The sequence below is a fragment of the Bacillus atrophaeus genome (assembly GCF_001584335.1).
Classification (GTDB): domain Bacteria; phylum Bacillota; class Bacilli; order Bacillales; family Bacillaceae; genus Bacillus; species Bacillus atrophaeus.
This window is the reverse complement of sequence record NZ_LSBB01000019.1, coordinates 23,094-39,442: the sequence shown is the minus strand read 5'-3', so window position 1 is coordinate 39,442 and position 16,349 is coordinate 23,094. Positions and strand designations below refer to the sequence as shown.

At 44.0% G+C, this 16,349-nt stretch carries 17 protein-coding genes, 1 tRNA gene and 1 other annotated feature; of the genes, 15 read left to right on the top strand and 3 right to left on the bottom strand.

The window, feature by feature from the left end; genetic code table 11:
* The first annotated feature begins 11 nt into the window (after nucleotides 1–11).
* The gene (locus AXI57_RS12570) at nucleotides 12–1,241 is read left to right on the top strand and encodes an aspartate kinase (protein ID WP_061670272.1); all 1,230 of its coding nucleotides are present in this window, start codon (nucleotides 12–14) and stop codon (nucleotides 1,239–1,241) included.
* A 47-nt stretch (nucleotides 1,242–1,288) separates the two neighbouring features.
* On the opposite strand, the gene AXI57_RS12565 is transcribed toward AXI57_RS12570, so the two are convergent.
* On the bottom strand, nucleotides 1,289–1,735 hold the full coding sequence (locus tag AXI57_RS12565) for a YslB family protein (protein WP_003325187.1): 447 nt from the start codon (nucleotides 1,733–1,735) through the stop codon (nucleotides 1,289–1,291).
* A 294-nt stretch (nucleotides 1,736–2,029) separates the two neighbouring features.
* Between AXI57_RS12565 and sdhC the strand changes: the two genes are divergently transcribed.
* From sdhC to AXI57_RS12505, 12 genes are all read left to right on the top strand, one after another.
* Nucleotides 2,030–2,638 carry a succinate dehydrogenase cytochrome B558 gene (gene sdhC / locus AXI57_RS12560; RefSeq protein WP_003325188.1) on the top strand — a complete coding sequence of 203 codons (609 nt, stop codon included), beginning with the start codon at nucleotides 2,030–2,032 and terminating at the stop codon, nucleotides 2,636–2,638.
* A gap of 33 nt (nucleotides 2,639–2,671) precedes the next feature.
* Nucleotides 2,672–4,432: a succinate dehydrogenase flavoprotein subunit gene (gene sdhA / locus AXI57_RS12555; RefSeq protein ID WP_003325189.1), complete on the top strand. Its 1,761-nt coding sequence runs from the start codon at nucleotides 2,672–2,674 to the stop codon at nucleotides 4,430–4,432.
* A gap of 2 nt (nucleotides 4,433–4,434) precedes the next feature.
* Nucleotides 4,435–5,196 carry a succinate dehydrogenase iron-sulfur subunit gene (sdhB, locus tag AXI57_RS12550; RefSeq protein WP_003325190.1) on the top strand — a complete coding sequence of 254 codons (762 nt, stop codon included), beginning with the start codon at nucleotides 4,435–4,437 and terminating at the stop codon, nucleotides 5,194–5,196.
* A gap of 60 nt (nucleotides 5,197–5,256) precedes the next feature.
* Nucleotides 5,257–5,694: an acyl-CoA thioesterase gene (locus tag AXI57_RS12545; RefSeq protein ID WP_003325191.1), complete on the top strand. Its 438-nt coding sequence runs from the start codon at nucleotides 5,257–5,259 to the stop codon at nucleotides 5,692–5,694.
* 122 nt (nucleotides 5,695–5,816) lie between these two features.
* Nucleotides 5,817–6,041: a spore germination transcription factor GerE gene (gene gerE / locus AXI57_RS12540; protein ID WP_003184172.1), complete on the top strand. Its 225-nt coding sequence runs from the start codon at nucleotides 5,817–5,819 to the stop codon at nucleotides 6,039–6,041.
* Between the two features lie 163 nt (nucleotides 6,042–6,204).
* Nucleotides 6,205–6,645, top strand: coding sequence for a MarR family winged helix-turn-helix transcriptional regulator (locus AXI57_RS12535; RefSeq protein ID WP_003325192.1), 441 nt, complete (start codon nucleotides 6,205–6,207; stop codon nucleotides 6,643–6,645).
* Nucleotides 6,646–6,652: 7 nt separating this feature from the next.
* Nucleotides 6,653–7,471 (top strand): glutamate racemase, encoded by an 819-nt coding sequence (racE, locus tag AXI57_RS12530; protein ID WP_141292176.1) that lies wholly within the window; start codon nucleotides 6,653–6,655, stop codon nucleotides 7,469–7,471.
* A gap of 140 nt (nucleotides 7,472–7,611) precedes the next feature.
* Nucleotides 7,612–8,697, top strand: coding sequence for a GerMN domain-containing protein (locus AXI57_RS12525; protein ID WP_061670270.1), 1,086 nt, complete (start codon nucleotides 7,612–7,614; stop codon nucleotides 8,695–8,697).
* Nucleotides 8,698–8,807: 110 nt separating this feature from the next.
* Nucleotides 8,808–9,545, top strand: coding sequence for a ribonuclease PH (gene rph / locus AXI57_RS12520; RefSeq protein WP_003325195.1), 738 nt, complete (start codon nucleotides 8,808–8,810; stop codon nucleotides 9,543–9,545).
* Nucleotides 9,546–9,557: 12 nt separating this feature from the next.
* On the top strand, nucleotides 9,558–10,154 hold the full coding sequence (locus AXI57_RS12515) for an XTP/dITP diphosphatase (RefSeq protein ID WP_117588361.1): 597 nt from the start codon (nucleotides 9,558–9,560) through the stop codon (nucleotides 10,152–10,154).
* Between the two features lie 15 nt (nucleotides 10,155–10,169).
* Nucleotides 10,170–10,685, top strand: a complete 516-nt coding sequence (locus AXI57_RS12510; RefSeq protein WP_003325197.1) for a YfcE family phosphodiesterase — start codon at nucleotides 10,170–10,172, stop codon at nucleotides 10,683–10,685.
* A 119-nt stretch (nucleotides 10,686–10,804) separates the two neighbouring features.
* Nucleotides 10,805–10,878 (top strand) — tRNA-Arg (locus AXI57_RS12505).
* Nucleotides 10,879–11,010: 132 nt separating this feature from the next.
* Here AXI57_RS12505 and AXI57_RS12500 read toward each other — a convergent pair.
* Nucleotides 11,011–11,856, bottom strand: a complete 846-nt coding sequence (locus AXI57_RS12500) for a YsnF/AvaK domain-containing protein (protein ID WP_061670269.1) — start codon at nucleotides 11,854–11,856, stop codon at nucleotides 11,011–11,013.
* 383 nt (nucleotides 11,857–12,239) lie between these two features.
* On the bottom strand, nucleotides 12,240–12,695 hold the full coding sequence (locus tag AXI57_RS12495; RefSeq protein ID WP_061670268.1) for a GNAT family N-acetyltransferase: 456 nt from the start codon (nucleotides 12,693–12,695) through the stop codon (nucleotides 12,240–12,242).
* Between the two features lie 1,026 nt (nucleotides 12,696–13,721).
* Nucleotides 13,722–13,971, top strand: a binding site (T-box leader).
* 117 nt (nucleotides 13,972–14,088) lie between these two features.
* Here AXI57_RS12495 and ilvB point away from each other — a divergent pair.
* Together ilvB and ilvN are read left to right on the top strand one after the other, a co-directional pair.
* Entirely contained in the window at nucleotides 14,089–15,813 is a 1,725-nt protein-coding gene (ilvB, locus tag AXI57_RS12485; RefSeq protein ID WP_003325201.1) for an acetolactate synthase large subunit, read from the top strand.
* Nucleotides 15,810–16,328: an acetolactate synthase small subunit gene (ilvN, locus tag AXI57_RS12480; RefSeq protein WP_003325202.1), complete on the top strand. Its 519-nt coding sequence runs from the start codon at nucleotides 15,810–15,812 to the stop codon at nucleotides 16,326–16,328. The genes ilvB and ilvN overlap by 4 nt, the downstream gene beginning before the upstream one ends.
* Nucleotides 16,329–16,349: the final 21 nt, after the last annotated feature.

Genomic DNA, 16,349 nt, shown 5'->3' with positions numbered 1-16,349 from the left:
GGGTGGTATGTATGGGTCTCATCGTACAAAAATTCGGAGGTACTTCTGTCGGCTCAGCCGAAAAAATTCAAAATGCAGCCAATCGCGCCATTGCTGAAAAAAAACAAGGTCATCAAGTCGTTGTCGTGGTGTCAGCTATGGGCAAATCAACAGATTCATTAGTCAGCCTTGCAAAGCAGATTACCGCTCAGCCGAGCAAAAGAGAAATGGATATGCTGCTTGCGACAGGAGAGCAGGTTACAATCTCACTCCTTTCCATGGCGCTTCAGGAACAAGGCTATGACGCGGTTTCTTATACAGGCTGGCAGGCCGGCATCCGCACAGAACATGTCCATGGCAACGCCAGAATTACGGATATCAACACATCTGCCGTTGAAGATCAGCTCAGTGAAGGCAAGATCGTCGTTGTCGCCGGATTTCAGGGCATGACAGAAGATGGCCAAATCACAACGCTGGGACGGGGCGGTTCAGACACAACCGCTGTCGCTTTGGCAGCCGCATTAAAAGCGGATAAGTGTGATATCTATACGGACGTGCCCGGTGTATTTACAACCGATCCGCGTTACGTGAAATCGGCGAGAAAGCTGTCGGGAATCTCATACGATGAAATGCTGGAGCTTGCCAACTTAGGAGCAGGCGTGCTTCACCCGAGAGCCGTTGAATTTGCGAAGAATTATCAAGTGCCTTTAGAAGTGCGTTCAAGTACAGAAACCGAAGCGGGAACATTAATTGAGGAGGAACCATCCATGGAACAGAATTTAATTGTCAGAGGCATCGCATTTGAGGATCAGATTACAAGGGTTACAGTCTCCGGTCTGGCAAACGGCCTGACGACACTTTCAACTATTTTCACCGCACTTGCGAAACGGAACATTAACGTGGATATCATTATTCAAACAGCGGCAGGCGACAATAAAACCGGCATTTCCTTCTCCGTAAAATCGGAAGACGCTGACAATACTGTGGCCGTGCTTGATGAGTATAAAGATGCGCTGAAATTCGACCAAATCGAAACCGAAAGCAAATTGGCCAAAGTGTCAATCGTCGGCTCCGGTATGGTATCTAACCCGGGAGTAGCGGCTGAGATGTTCGCGGTCCTTGCGAAAAAGAATATTCAAGTAAAAATGGTCAGCACTTCTGAAATTAAAGTCTCAACGGTGATAAGCGAAAATGACATGGTGAAAGCGGTAGAAGCGTTACACGATGCGTTTGAACTATCAAAGCAGGCGTCGGTCGTGTAAAGGACAAGCAAAGAGGCGAAGACTGTAAAGTCTTCGCCCTTTTTTGATCAAACAGGATCTTTCATATCCCATTTCACGGTCAGAACCACTTTGTCTGCCCGCTTTTTGATTTGTTCATATGATTCAGCGATCTGGTCATTCATCAATTGAATTTGTTCAGCGATAAAACCTGCTTCAAGCTGAAAGCACGGCTCTTTTTGATATGTAAGGCGATTTGAAACGAGCGGGCCCTCCAGCTCAAACTCAAGCTCCTGTCTCTTGCTGCTGACATTTGTGAGGGTTCCCCAGCCGGCTTCTTCAAAGAAAGCCGGAAACTCTTCCCATGATTCAAGAGGGAACTTACGGGCTAGATGCTTTCCTGCCCAATACATCATAGATGAATAATCTTGGCCAAGCATGTCTGGGAGGACAATCTCTCGGATCAGTTCGTAGGCGTAGGCGTTGAGTTCAATTTCTTTTAGGTTTTGTAATGATTCTTCATATTTATTCTTCATAACATGTCTCCCCTCTCTCCTTCGTTTATTATAGCTTAAACAGGGGTAAGGTTGACAGAATGATCCTTTATTTCTCGTGAAAAATAAAGGAGAAACATATATTAATAAAATAAAATTTTCAAACCAACTATTTAATTCGGAAAATTGTAATTTATGTACGCGTTTTCTTGACGACCTTTTGAGGGAGGAGTAAAATGAAATTGTCAATAAATCTTAATAAAGTGCTTACAATTGAAAGAAGCGGGGGACAGAGATTTATCACATTTCGCACTTATCAAACTAGGGGGTAAAGTAATGTCTGGGAACAGAGAGTTTTATTTTCGAAGATTGCATTCCTTGCTCGGCGTCATACCGGTCGGCATATTTTTAATTCAGCATTTAGTTGTCAACCAGTTTGCCGCAAGGGGAGCGGAAGCATTCAACAATGCGGCTCATTTTATGGATAGCCTGCCATTCAGGTATGCTTTGGAAATTTTTATTATCTTCTTACCTTTAATTTATCATGCGGTTTACGGCGTGTACATAGCATTTACTGCAAAAAACAATGCAGGCCAGTACAGTTATATGAGAAACTGGCTTTTCGTCATGCAGCGTGTAACCGGTATCATCACTCTTATTTTTGTCAGCTGGCACCTATGGGAAACGCGCATCGCGGCACAGCTTGGCGCTGAAGTCAATTTCGATATGATGGCGAATATCTTAAGCTCTCCTTTTATGCTGGGCTTCTACATTGTAGGTGTGATATCTACCATTTTCCACTTTTCGAACGGGTTATGGTCGTTCGCGGTTACTTGGGGTATTACTGTAACACCGCGTTCTCAAAAAATTTCGACGTACGTAACGCTGATCATTTTTGTTGCATTGTCTTACGTAGGATTAAAAGCGATTTTGGCATTTGTATAAGAGTATTAGATTACTAGAGGGAGAGGGGCTATCATGAGTCAATCAAGTATTATCGTAGTCGGCGGGGGTCTGGCCGGCCTTATGGCGACAATTAAAGCAGCGGAATCCGGAACGGCAGTTAAGCTTTTTTCTATAGTTCCCGTCAAACGCTCACACTCAGTTTGTGCGCAAGGCGGAATAAACGGAGCGGTTAATACAAAAGGGGAAGGCGACTCTCCATGGGAGCATTTCGATGACACAGTGTACGGCGGAGACTTTCTCGCGAATCAGCCGCCGGTAAAAGCAATGTGTGACGCGGCGCCGTCAATCATCCATTTAATGGACCGGATGGGCGTTATGTTTAACCGTACGCCTGAAGGACTTCTTGATTTCCGCCGTTTTGGAGGCACTCAGCATCACAGAACTGCATATGCGGGCGCGACGACTGGACAGCAGCTGTTATATGCGCTGGACGAGCAGGTCCGCAGATATGAAGTCGCAGGCCTTGTTACGAAATACGAAGGCTGGGAATTCCTTGGCGCTGTCTTAGATGATGACAGAACATGCCGCGGGATTGTCGCGCAAAATTTGACAAATATGCAAATTGAGTCGTTCCGTTCAGACGCTGTCATCATGGCAACGGGCGGACCGGGCATTGTATTCGGAAAGTCAACGAACTCTATGATCAACACAGGCTCTGCCGCTTCAATCGTGTATCAGCAGGGTGCATATTACGCGAACGGAGAATTTATCCAAATTCATCCGACAGCAATACCGGGTGATGATAAGCTGAGACTGATGAGTGAATCAGCGCGCGGTGAAGGCGGACGTGTGTGGACATATAAAGACGGGAAACCGTGGTATTTCCTTGAAGAAAAATATCCGGCGTACGGAAACCTTGTGCCCCGGGATATTGCGACACGCGAAATATTTGATGTATGCGTCAATCAAAAACTCGGCATTAACGGCGAAAACATGGTGTATCTCGACCTATCTCATAAAGATCCGAAAGAGCTTGATATCAAGCTTGGCGGCATCATTGAAATCTATGAAAAATTTATGGGCGACGACCCGCGCAAGCTTCCGATGAAAATCTTCCCTGCAGTCCATTACTCAATGGGCGGATTATGGGTGGATTACGATCAAATGACAAATATCCCGGGCCTTTTTGCAGCCGGTGAATGTGATTACTCTATGCATGGAGGAAACCGCTTAGGGGCGAACTCTCTTCTCTCCGCCATTTACGGAGGCATGGTAGCAGGTCCGAATGCGGTTAAATACGTAAACGGCCTGGAATCTTCAGTCGAAGATATGTCTTCAGCTTTATTTGATGCCCACACGAAAAAAGAAGAAGAAAAATGGGCCAATATTATGAGCATGGACGGCGACGAGAATGCTTATGTGCTTCACAGGGAGCTTGGTGAATGGATGACTGCCAACGTAACGGTTGTCCGTCATAATGACAAGCTTTTGAAAACCGATGACAAGATTCAGGAATTAATGGAACGGTACCAAAAAATCAATATCAATGACACCACAAAATGGAGCAACCAGGGTGCGATGTTTACCCGCCAACTCTCGAATATGCTGCAGCTGGCCAGGGTCATTACACTCGGCGCTTATAACCGTAACGAAAGCAGGGGTGCGCATTATAAACCGGATTATCCTGAGCGTAACGACGATGAGTGGCTCAAAACAACAATGGCTAAGCACGTTGGGCAGTTTGAGGCGCCGGAATTTGATTATCAGGATGTCGATGTTTCACTGATCACACCTCGTAAACGGGATTACTCGAAGAAAAAGGTGGCGAAATAATCATGAGTGAAAAAAAGACAATACGGTTTATTATCACCCGTCAAGATACAGCCGACAGCACGCCTTATGATGAAGAATTTGAAATCGGTTATCGTCCGAATCTGAATGTGATTTCAGCTTTAATGGAAATCCGCAGAAATCCGGTCAACGTGAAAGGGGAAAAAACAACTCCTGTCACATGGGACATGAACTGTCTTGAGGAAGTATGCGGCGCATGCTCAATGGTCATTAACGGAAAGCCGCGCCAGTCCTGTACGGCGCTTGTTGACCAGCTTGAACAGCCGATCCGCTTAAAGCCGATGAAAACATTCCCGGTTGTGCGCGATTTGCAAGTAGACCGCAGCAGAATGTTTGATTCATTGAAAAAAGTAAAAGCGTGGGTTCCGATTGACGGAACATACGATTTAGGACCCGGTCCGAGAATGCCGGAAAAACGCCGCCAATGGGCATATGAATTATCTAAATGCATGACATGCGGCGTCTGTCTTGAAGCTTGCCCGAATGTAAACAGCAAATCTGATTTCATGGGGCCGGCTCCTATGTCTCAGGTTCGCCTCTTTAACGCTCATCCAACAGGGGCGATGAATAAATCCGACCGTTTGGAAGCGCTCATGGAAGACGGGGGTCTTGCAGACTGCGGGAACTCACAAAACTGTGTTCAATCCTGTCCGAAAGGCATCCCGCTGACAACTTCTATTGCAGCCTTAAACAGAGATACGAATTTACAAGCATTCCGCAATTTCTTCGGAAGCGACAGAGTATAAGAATTATAAGCCTCTTCCGCATGGAAGAGGCTTATTTTTGATAAAAAGGAGATGAATGCAGTGAAACTGCCGGCTTATATAGATAGACCGTTTGAACAATGGAGAGCGTCCTTTTCCTTTTATGATGAAGTATCAGTTCGGTTTTCAGAAACAGACATGTTTGGCCATATGAATAATGTAACCCCTTTCATTTATTTTGAAGAAGCCAGGATTTCCTATTTCAAGAAGCTGCACATGATGAATGAAAATCGAGAAACAATGACTGTCGTAGCCAGCCAGCAATGCGATTATTTGAGGCAGGTTATGCCTTATGAGGCGCTGCGTATTTTTGTGAAAACAAGCGCTGTCGGCAATGCATCTCTTACCTTGCATTACCTCGGAGAAAATCAAGAAGGCGAGCCTTGCTTTACGGGTTCAGTTGTCATGGTGCAGATTTCCAAGAAAAGCGGCAAGGCTGTCAGCTGGACAGAAGATGAAAAAGCAAACCTCCTTGCATAAACAATGAACTATTTCTCGTGTAAACGTCACCTCCCGCGCGCTCCTTACATAAGATATCTTGACTATATCAAAACCCATTCGTTTCAGATTCGCTCTCACCTTAGCAAGGAGGGTTACAATACTTGAAGGAGAAAGAATTTCAATCAAAGCCGCTGCTAACAAAAAGAGAAAGAGAAGTGTTCGAATTGCTCGTTCAAGATAAGACAACAAAGGAGATTGCAAGCGAGCTATTTATCAGTGAGAAAACCGTTCGTAACCATATTTCAAATGCCATGCAGAAATTGGGTGTGAAAGGGCGTTCGCAAGCCGTTGTTGAGCTTCTTAGAATGGGTGAGCTAGAGCTCTAATTCTTGCCGGTATTCCTTCTTTACAAGAGGGAACCGGTTATTTGTCATTTGTCTGAAAACCCCGTCTTTTTCTTCATCAGTCTTGCATTTTATTTAAAAAAGAAGGAAAATAGACACGGAACGCTTATTTGCGTCAAGAAATCCTTGAGTGAGGGATGGACATATGACATCAAAACAGTTGGAGCATGTTGCGGACATTGAAAAGTCACTCCGCCACATTGCCGCGATCATTAAACAAAAAGGAAGAGAAATCCTTAATCAATATGCGATCACACCGCCTCAATTTGTCGGTCTGCAATGGCTTTATGAGCTTGGAGACATGACAATAGGAGAGCTGTCGGGGAAAATGTATCTGGCATGCAGCACGACAACAGACCTTATTGACCGTATGCAAAAAAATGCGCTTGTCGAGCGGGTAAAGGACCCGTCGGACAGACGCGTCGTCAGAATTCACCTGCTGCCTGAAGGAGAACGCATTATTCAAGAAGTGATCAAAAAAAGACAGGAATACCTGTGCGATATGTTTGAGACGTTTTCAGAAGACGAAGTGGTCGTTTTCGAAACATCATTGTTGAAACTGCAGCAAGAAATGAAAAGAAAATGAGGCGATTTTGTTGGATCAACCAATTGGAGTCATTGATTCCGGGGTTGGCGGGTTAACCGTTGCTAAGGAAATCATAAGACAGCTACCAAAAGAAAATATCATATACGTAGGGGATACGAAACGCTGCCCGTACGGCCCGCGTCCTGAAGAAGAAGTATTACAATATACGCGGGAATTAACGCAGTACTTATTAAACAGCCATCATATTAAGATGCTTGTAATTGCCTGCAACACCGCAACAGCGATCGCTTTAGACACGATTAAACGTGAAGTGGATATTCCTGTTGTCGGCGTCATTCAGCCAGGAGCGAGAACGGCGATCAAAGTAACGAAGAATCAAACAATCGGTGTGATCGGCACGGAGAATACGATTAAAAGCGGCGCCTATGAAGAAGCGCTTGTGGCTTTAAATACAGAGCTAAAGGTAGAAAATCTTGCCTGCCCGCTGCTCGTGCCGTTTGTAGAAAGCGGGAAATTTCTTGACAAAACAGCTGATGAAATTGTCGAGACATCACTGCACCCGCTGAAAAACACAACCATTGATACGCTTATTTTAGGATGCACTCATTACCCAATTTTAAAAGATCCGATTCAGAGATACATGGGAGAGCATGTGAAAATCATTTCTTCCGGCGATGAAACCGCACGGGAAGTGAGCACGATCCTTTCGTATAAAGGCTTATTAAATCAGTCTCCGTTTGCGGCGGAACATCAATTCCTCACAACCGGAGAGCGCAGCCGTTTTGCAAAAATTGCTGATGATTGGTTCGGCCATGAAGTGGGTCATGTAGAATGCATCTCTCTTCAAGAACCGGTAAATAGATAGTTTGTATACCCCGCAGCATAAGTGCTGCGGGGTTTTTGCCGCTTCTTTTTATTTCTTATGCCATAAATTCAAAGATTACGGTCTATTTCCCGAAAGGGCTCGTATACATAGTAGTACAAACAGCCTTAGGAGGGAAAAGTATGCTGAAAAAAGGATCTACTGTCATCGCCGCAACATGTCTCACCTCTGCCTTGCTTTTATCTGGATGCGGTTTGTTTCAATCCGATAAAACAGCCGAGGAAATTGATCCGCCGCAAGATGTTTCATATGTAAAGGATGAAGCAGGGGCGGATTTAAATAAAACCGACAGCAAAAAAAGCGATACCTCTAAAGCGGATCAAGAATCATCCACAGTCATGAGGGAGCTTTATCTGATTGATAAAAATGGATATGTCGTAGCACAGACGCTGCCCCTTCCAAAAAGTGAGGGAACCGCTAAACAGGCCCTTGAATACCTCGTTCAAGGCGGACCTGTGACAGAAATGCTGCCGAATGGGTTCAGAGCTGTTCTGCCGGCTGATACAACGGTAAATGTTGATATCAAAAAAGACGGCACTGCGGTAGCTGATTTCTCCAATGAATTTAAAAATTATAAAAAAGAAGATGAACAAAAAATTGTCCAATCGGTGACATGGACGCTCACTCAGTTTAGTTCAGTAGATAAAGTGAAGATGAGAATTAACGGGCATGAGCTGAAAGAAATGCCTGTGGGCGGCACTCCGATTTCAGACGATTTAAGCAGAAAAGACGGCATTAATATCGAGACAGCCGGGGTCAATGACATGACGGCTACACACCCGGTGACAGTCTATTATTTAGCAGAAACAGATGACAGCGAGTACTATGTGCCTGTGACAAAACGAATCGACAATTCAGAGACAAATGACATTACAGCCGCAATCAATGAGCTGGCGGATGGCCCGAGCAAGGCAAGCGGCCTTTTAACGGATTTCCAAGAAAACGTGAAGCTCGTGAGCAAACCAAAGCTCAAAGAGGGCCATGTTACGCTTGATTTTAACAGCTCGATTTACGGAAGTGCCGACGAAAAGACAAAGATGATCTCATCAGAGGTCTTAAACAGCATCGTGTTGACATTAACGGAGCAACCCGATGTGAAGAGCGTGTCTGTAAAAGTGAATGGTAAGGCGGAGCTGGTCAATGAAAAAGGTGAAAAGCTCTCAAAACCGGTATCAAGACCGTCGCAAGTGAATACGGGTAGTTTTTAATTTAGGATTTTTGATATACTAGTAAGAAAGAGGTTAGCGTTCCGGCTGCCTCTTTCTTTATTCAGTTCCGGGACAAAAAAGGTTTATGTACATACAATCGGAGGTAAAACATGAGACACGACGGAAGACAACACGATGAGCTGCGGCCGATCACATTTGATCTGGATTTTATCAGCCATCCGGAAGGTTCTGTTTTAATTACAGCGGGAAACACGAAAGTGATCTGCAATGCATCTGTGGAAGACCGCGTTCCGCCATTTTTGCGCGGAGAAGGCAAAGGGTGGATTACGGCGGAATACAGCATGCTGCCGCGGGCAACCAATCAAAGGACGATCAGAGAATCTTCAAAAGGGAAAGTTACCGGAAGAACGATGGAAATTCAGCGTCTGATCGGACGTGCGCTGCGTGCGGTCGTCGATTTGGAAAAGCTCGGTGAAAGGACGATCTGGATAGACTGTGATGTCATTCAGGCGGACGGCGGGACAAGAACAGCCTCCATTACAGGCGCGTTTCTTGCAATGGGTATCGCAATCGGAAAACTAGTAAAATCAGGTGTGCTCAAAAAGACTCCAGTCACTGACTTTTTAGCAGCGATTTCTGTCGGAATTGATAAGGAGCAGGGACTTCTGTTAGATTTAAATTATACGGAGGATTCCGCCGCGGAAGTAGATATGAACGTCATCATGACGGGAAGCGGCCGCTTTGTTGAGCTTCAGGGAACCGGAGAGGAAGCGACGTTTTCACGCGAGGATTTGGACGGGCTTCTCAGCCTCGCAGAAAAAGGAATCCAAGAGCTGATTGACAAGCAAAAAGCGGTGCTGGGGGATTACCTGCCAGAACTGAAATAAAGACAGAAAGGCTTGATCATCATGAAAGAAGCGATTATTGCAACGCACAATCCGGGAAAAGTGAAAGAGTTCAAAGACATTCTTGCGCCAAAAGGGTACGACGTCAAATCGTTAGCGGATATCGGATTTTTGGAAGAAATCGAAGAAACCGGCCACACGTTTGAAGAAAATGCGGTTCTCAAAGCTGAAGCCGTCGCCAAGGCAGTGAACAAAATGGTCATTGCTGATGATTCGGGTTTATCTGTGGACAATCTAGGCGGAAGCCCGGGCGTTTATTCGGCCCGATATGCAGGCGAACAAAAAGATGACACGGCCAATATCAATAAAGTGCTTCAGGAACTGAAAGGCATTGAAAAAGAACAGCGTACGGCCCGATTCCGCTGCGCGCTTGCCGTCAGTATTCCGGGTGAAGAGACAAAAACAGTCGAAGGGCATGTCGAGGGCTACATTGCAGAGGAGCCGAAAGGCGAAAACGGCTTTGGCTATGATCCGATCTTTATCGTAAAGGATAAAGATAAAACAATGGCAGAGCTGACCAGCGATGAAAAAAATAAAATCAGCCACAGAGCCAACGCACTGAAAAAGTTGTCACAGCTGCTTGAGGGATAAGGGGGAGCTTGCAGAATGAAAGTTCTGATCATCAGCGACAGCCACGGGCTGGAAGAAGAGCTTAACATGATCGCAAAACGCCATGAAAAAGAAGTTGATCTCATGATTCATTGCGGCGACTCTGAGCTTGAATCGGAGAATCCGGCATTAGGGCCTTTTTCCGTTGTGAAAGGCAATTGCGACTTTACCGGTAATTTTGAGGAAGAGCTGATCCTGTCAGCCGGGTCAAAGCGCATTCTGGTTGTGCACGGCCATCTGCACGGCATTAAACAGTCTCTCTTAACCGTTTACTATCGTGCCGAGGAGCTGGGAGCAGACATTATCTGCTTCGGACACTCACATATCGCAGGAAGCGAAATGCTGCGCGGAAAACTCATGATCAACCCGGGCAGCATACGTCTGCCGCGGGTGCGGAACGTAAAAAGCTATGCTATACTGACTCTAGCAGAAAACGAAGCGACAGTAACATTTTACGACCAAACAGGGCAAGAAATCACCGGCTTACAAAGCCATTTTACATTTGAAACATAGCATGAGGGAGAAATATTTCTTCCTCATGAAAAAAATTCTAAAAACCTGTTGACTTATTGTTGTAATCCTAATATAATAAATCTTGTCGCTGATACTTAAAGCAAAAAAAACAAAAACATGTCCCAGTAGCTCAGCAGGATAGAGCAACGGCCTTCTAAGCCGTCGGTCGGGAGTTCGAATCTCTCCTGGGACGTACCGAAAGAAAAACCTCAAACTTCTTGGTTAAACAAGGGTTTGAGGTTTTTTGTATAGATATGAATGTTTATCCTAAAAAAAGACTGACCTAAAATATCTTTTAGATCAGTCTTTTTACGCTGATACAGAGTTATTTATGATTTAAAGCATCGTCATCATCATCTAGATTCCGGACATGTCCTTCTTTATTGAGACGAGGCTCTTCTTTCTTCACTGTTTCTGATACATGCTCATTCTCTTCCACAGTTCGTTTTCCGATAACGACTTCATCGGTTACAACCGGTTTTTTTGTTACTTCTACTTGTTCTTCAACGATCGGGACTCTGATTGTTTCTGAGTCATTTACAGGAGAAGCTTCACCAGTATTATCATTCACTGGACGGCGTTCTACATAAATTTCATCATGCTTCACAGGTATATCCATATCCCTTTGTTCTGTTTTGACGTCTTTGCCTATTTCTACTTCACCAGTTTGAACATCTTCCTTATTTACATTTAATTCTTCTTCTCTGATCGGCATTGTTTTTTCTTCTTTAGTCGTATAATCTGTCATCTCATCAGATGTGCGTGCATTTGAAAATCCGCCTGAAAGAACATGTCCATTATCAATAGTTGAGTTGTCTAACTCTGCATCTGTATCAACTGCTAATAAAATTTTCCCGTCATTTAATTCTTCTTGATACCGCTCTGCATCTTCATTTGCAATATCTAAATCGGATAATTTGTTTTGATTTGTTCCAGAGTCGTCCATAGTGAAATAATCTTTTAGTTTATCGAAAAATGATTCTGAGTCGCTATCATTTGTATCAGCTGCTTGCTTTACTTGTGTCCCTGTCTGAGACTCTAAATAATCTGTATCTTTACGATTCGTAACGACAGAAATATTGTCAGAATCATACCCTCTGGTCTTTAATCCTTCAATGGCTGCAACCGTTTCTCTTGGCGTTTCATAGATACCTACTACACTTTTAGTCATATGGATCTCCTCCTTTAAATTTTAAATATTATCGTTCATGTCGTCTTTAATTCCCGTTACTCTTTAAAATAAACAAAATAAAAAACATAACAGCATACTGTCCGAATTTTTATAGAACGTTATTAATTCAATTAAAAGGTTAGTATGGTCTTCTGCACCGTATTTAAGAGAACTGGAACGGCATGAAAAGCACATTTGCGCGGCCGATTCATCATAGTCTGGTGAACTAGATACGAAAGCGCTGGCGCGTATACGGTTATAGATAAAAGATAAGGAGAGATAAAGCAATGATTACCTGCTTTATCTCTCCTTTTTTGTACGATTTCCTGCGACAATTTTATGTCTAAGCTATTAAAGTACGTTCCTTTTAGTTAAAAACAAGCTCATAATTCCCTTGTCATAAAGACACTATTGGGGTCATCAGTATAGTCCGAAAACGGCTCGCAATACTGGAACCCAAAACTGGCATAAAGGCTTCTTGCCGGTTCGAAAGAGACCATTGAGCCCGTTTCCAAACTTAACCGCCGATAGCCGCGTTGCTTGGCCTCTTCAATGATGTGCTGAAGAAGTTGTTTTGCAACACCCTTTCTTAAATGTGACGAAGATGTTCGCATTGATTTTATTTCTCCATGCAGACCATCAAGTTCCTTAAGCGCCCCGCACCCAATTAATTCATCTTCTTCCCATGCGCTCCAGAAGGTCATCTCCGGCCTTTTCAATTCATCAAGATTTAATGCATGTATACTTTCCGGCGGAGAAATTAGCGACATGCTATGTAAATGTTCTCTCACTAATTCTGCCACTTCAAAACTGGTTACATCATCTATTTTAATATTCATAACAAAATCCCTCCGTAATACTCCATTTGGTAAGCAGTAAATTGGATTACACTGTTACATGTTAAATTAAATCTATATATATACAATCTTACTTCCAAGCATGATGACAGGAAAACTCACAAAACTATCGGTTTACATATGGCATCTATATAAAGAGCGGCCTTCTAAGCCCATCGGTCGGGAGTTCAGAATCTCTACTAGGAGGTCATTTATTATCTATTTTTCAGTTGAAATATATGTAAAAAATTCTAAACTGTTGAGGACGATTTGGCGTTTTCAGTTTTTTATGTGTCCGATAAGAAAAGTTTTCTGTGGTTCTCCCGAAGTTTGTTAACCGAAAACCTGCCTAAACCCGCCATGCCCTCCGCGAAGCTGTGTCCGTCCCCGCCGTGGGGCCGAAAATCCATAGCTCCGAAATGCTGTCCATAGCATTCTGAGCCATAAAGGAGTTGAGATTGAAGCTGGCCACCACTGTATGGACTGTACGGGAACCGCAAGGATGATATCCCTGCTGATATCCGCCTGGAAAAGAAGGGAAGCCGGCCGGCAATCCGTGGATATCTGCATACGCTTTATTCATAAAATTACCTTTTCTATACAAGATAACAACAGTTTATGCCTATTTTCTGACGAAGAGCTTTTCTTTTTGAAAATCTTTTTGCTTGTATCTGTCAGAAAAGTTTCTAATGCTATATATTGCGTTATAAAATGTGACATATTGATAGGAATTTGAAAAATGATGAGGTAATGTTAATAGATTAATAAAAAAATTATAAAAACTTTTACTTTTTATAGGTCCTTATACATCAATAATGTAAGCGTATACAAATAAGATTGATTAATCTAAATTGTCTAATAATTTTAAAAATGCTGTTGACACTGCGTTCAAAGCGGCGTAAGATGAGTTCAAACAAAAGATAAATGCATGTTTCACACTTTGAAAGACCTTAATATGATGCTGTAAAACAAACCATACACATTAACTTTTTGAACCTTTGAGAACATGTTATCCAATTAGTCTGAATAATCAAAACGTAGATGAGGATAAGTAGCTTTGAAAAAGTTTTCCACAGAGAGCCGGGAATTGCTGAGAACCGGCGGAACTTCACAGAGTGAACTCGCCTCAGAGTGCCGGTCTGAAATGAGAGTAGGACTTGGCCGAGTGAACATTGGTGTTTACTCGTTACCAAAACGGATAGAAATATCCATGAGACGGCTATTTTACGGCCGTAAACAAGGGTGGTACCGCGGAAAGAAAAGCCTTTTCGCCCCTTTTGGCTAACGCAGGCATTGCGTGACCAATTGTGGGCGGAAAGGCTTTTTTATTTGAATAATCAGCTATATCAATAGATGTTGATCTATGGAGGATTCGCAACTAAAAGGAGGAAATCAAATGGGGACAAATGTACAGGTGGATTCTGCCTCTGCCAAATGTACACAGACGATGAACGGGGCACTGATGCTGATTGAATCATTAAAGAAAGAAAAAGTTGAAATGATTTTTGGGTATCCGGGCGGAGCCGTCCTTCCGATCTATGACAAGCTTTATAACTCGGGAATGGTACATATTCTTCCCCGTCACGAACAGGGGGCCATTCATGCGGCAGAAGGCTATGCGAGAGTATCAGGCAAACCTGGTGTTGTCATCGCGACTTCAGGGCCGGGAGCGACAAATTTAGTTACAGGGCTTGCGGACGCTATGATTGATTCCTTGCCTTTGGTGGTCTTTACCGGCCAGGTCGCGACTTCTGTTATCGGAAGCGATGCTTTCCAAGAAGCTGATATTTTGGGAATTACGATGCCGGTCACAAAACATAGCTACCAAGTGCGTGAGCCGGAAGATCTGCCGAGAATCATCAAAGAGGCTTTTCATATCGCAACAACGGGAAGACCGGGACCGGTATTGATCGACATACCGAAAGATGTCGCTTCAATTGAAGGTGAATTCAGTTACGATCATGAACTTGACCTCCCGGGATACCAGCCGACGAAAGAGCCTAACTATTTACAGATCCGCAAGCTGGTAGAAGCCGTAAGCAGCGCGAAGAAGCCAGTCATTTTAGCGGGCGCGGGCGTTTTGCACGGAAAAGCGTCAGAAGAATTAAAAAATTATGCTGAACAGCAGCAAATCCCGGTTGCTCATACACTTCTGGGACTTGGCGGATTCCCTGCCGATCATCCTCTTTTCTTAGGAATGGCAGGCATGCACGGCACTTATACAGCCAACATGGCTCTCTATCATTGTGATCTGCTGATCAGTATCGGTGCTCGATTTGACGACCGTGTCACCGGAAATCTGAAACACTTTGCAAAATACGCGAAAGTCGCCCATATCGATATTGACCCGGCTGAAATCGGAAAAAATATTGAAACGCAAATCCCGGTGGTCGGCGACAGCAAAATTGTCTTGAGCGAGCTGATGAAACAAAACGGCAAGCAGAGCAATTCAGACGAATGGAAAAAGCAGCTGGCTGATTGGAAGGAAGAGTATCCTCTATGGTACGTAGACAATGAGGAAGAGGGCTTTAAACCGCAGAAGCTGATTGAGTACATTCACCAATTTACAAAAGGCGAAGCGATTGTAGCCACTGATGTCGGCCAGCATCAAATGTGGTCAGCTCAATTCTATCCTTTGCAAAAGGCTGACAGATGGGTGACATCCGGCGGTTTGGGAACAATGGGATTTGGCCTTCCGGCAGCGATCGGGGCACAGCTTGCCGACAAAGATGCCACAGTGGTGGCGGTGCTCGGTGACGGCGGATTCCAAATGACCCTTCAAGAATTAGATGTCATCCGCCAATTACATCTTCCGGTTAAAGTCATCATTTTAAATAATGAGTGTCTCGGAATGGTAAGACAATGGCAGGAAATTTTCTATGAAGAACGTTATTCAGAGTCTAAATTCTCTTCTCAGCCGGACTTCGTTAAGCTGTCAGAGGCGTACGGAATCAAAGGAATCAGAATTACATCTGAAGCGGAAGCGAAAGAAAAACTGGAAGAGGCCTTAACCTCGAATGAACCGGTCGTCATTGATGTCCGGGTTGCAAGAGACGAAAAAGTATTTCCAATGATAGCGCCGGGTAAAGGGCTGCATGAAATGGTGGGGGTGAAACCTTGAAAAGAATTATTACACTGACTGTGGTTAACCGCTCCGGCGTGTTAAATCGAATTACCGGCCTTTTCTCAAAAAGACACTATAACATTGAAAGCATTACAGTCGGGCACACAGAAACAGCCGGAGTCTCAAGAATTACATTCGTTGTCCACGTAGAAGGGGAAAACGACGTTGAACAGCTGACAAAGCAGCTAAACAAACAGATTGATGTATTAAAAGTTACTGATATTACAAATCAATCTATCGTACAGCGCGAGCTGGCTTTAATCAAGGTCGTATCAGCGCCGTCAACAAGGACGGAGATTAACGGGATAATAGAACCGTTCCGCGCCTCTGTTGTCGATGTCAGCAGAGACAGTTTGGTCGTCCAGGTGACTGGCGAATCAAATAAAATTGAAGCGCTGATTGAATTGTTAAAACCTTATGGCATCAAAGAAGTAGCGAGAACAGGCACAACGGCTTTTGCCAGGGGAACCCAGCAAAAACCGTCATCCAATAAAACAATATCTATTGTATAAAACAAACAAGGGAGAGTTTGA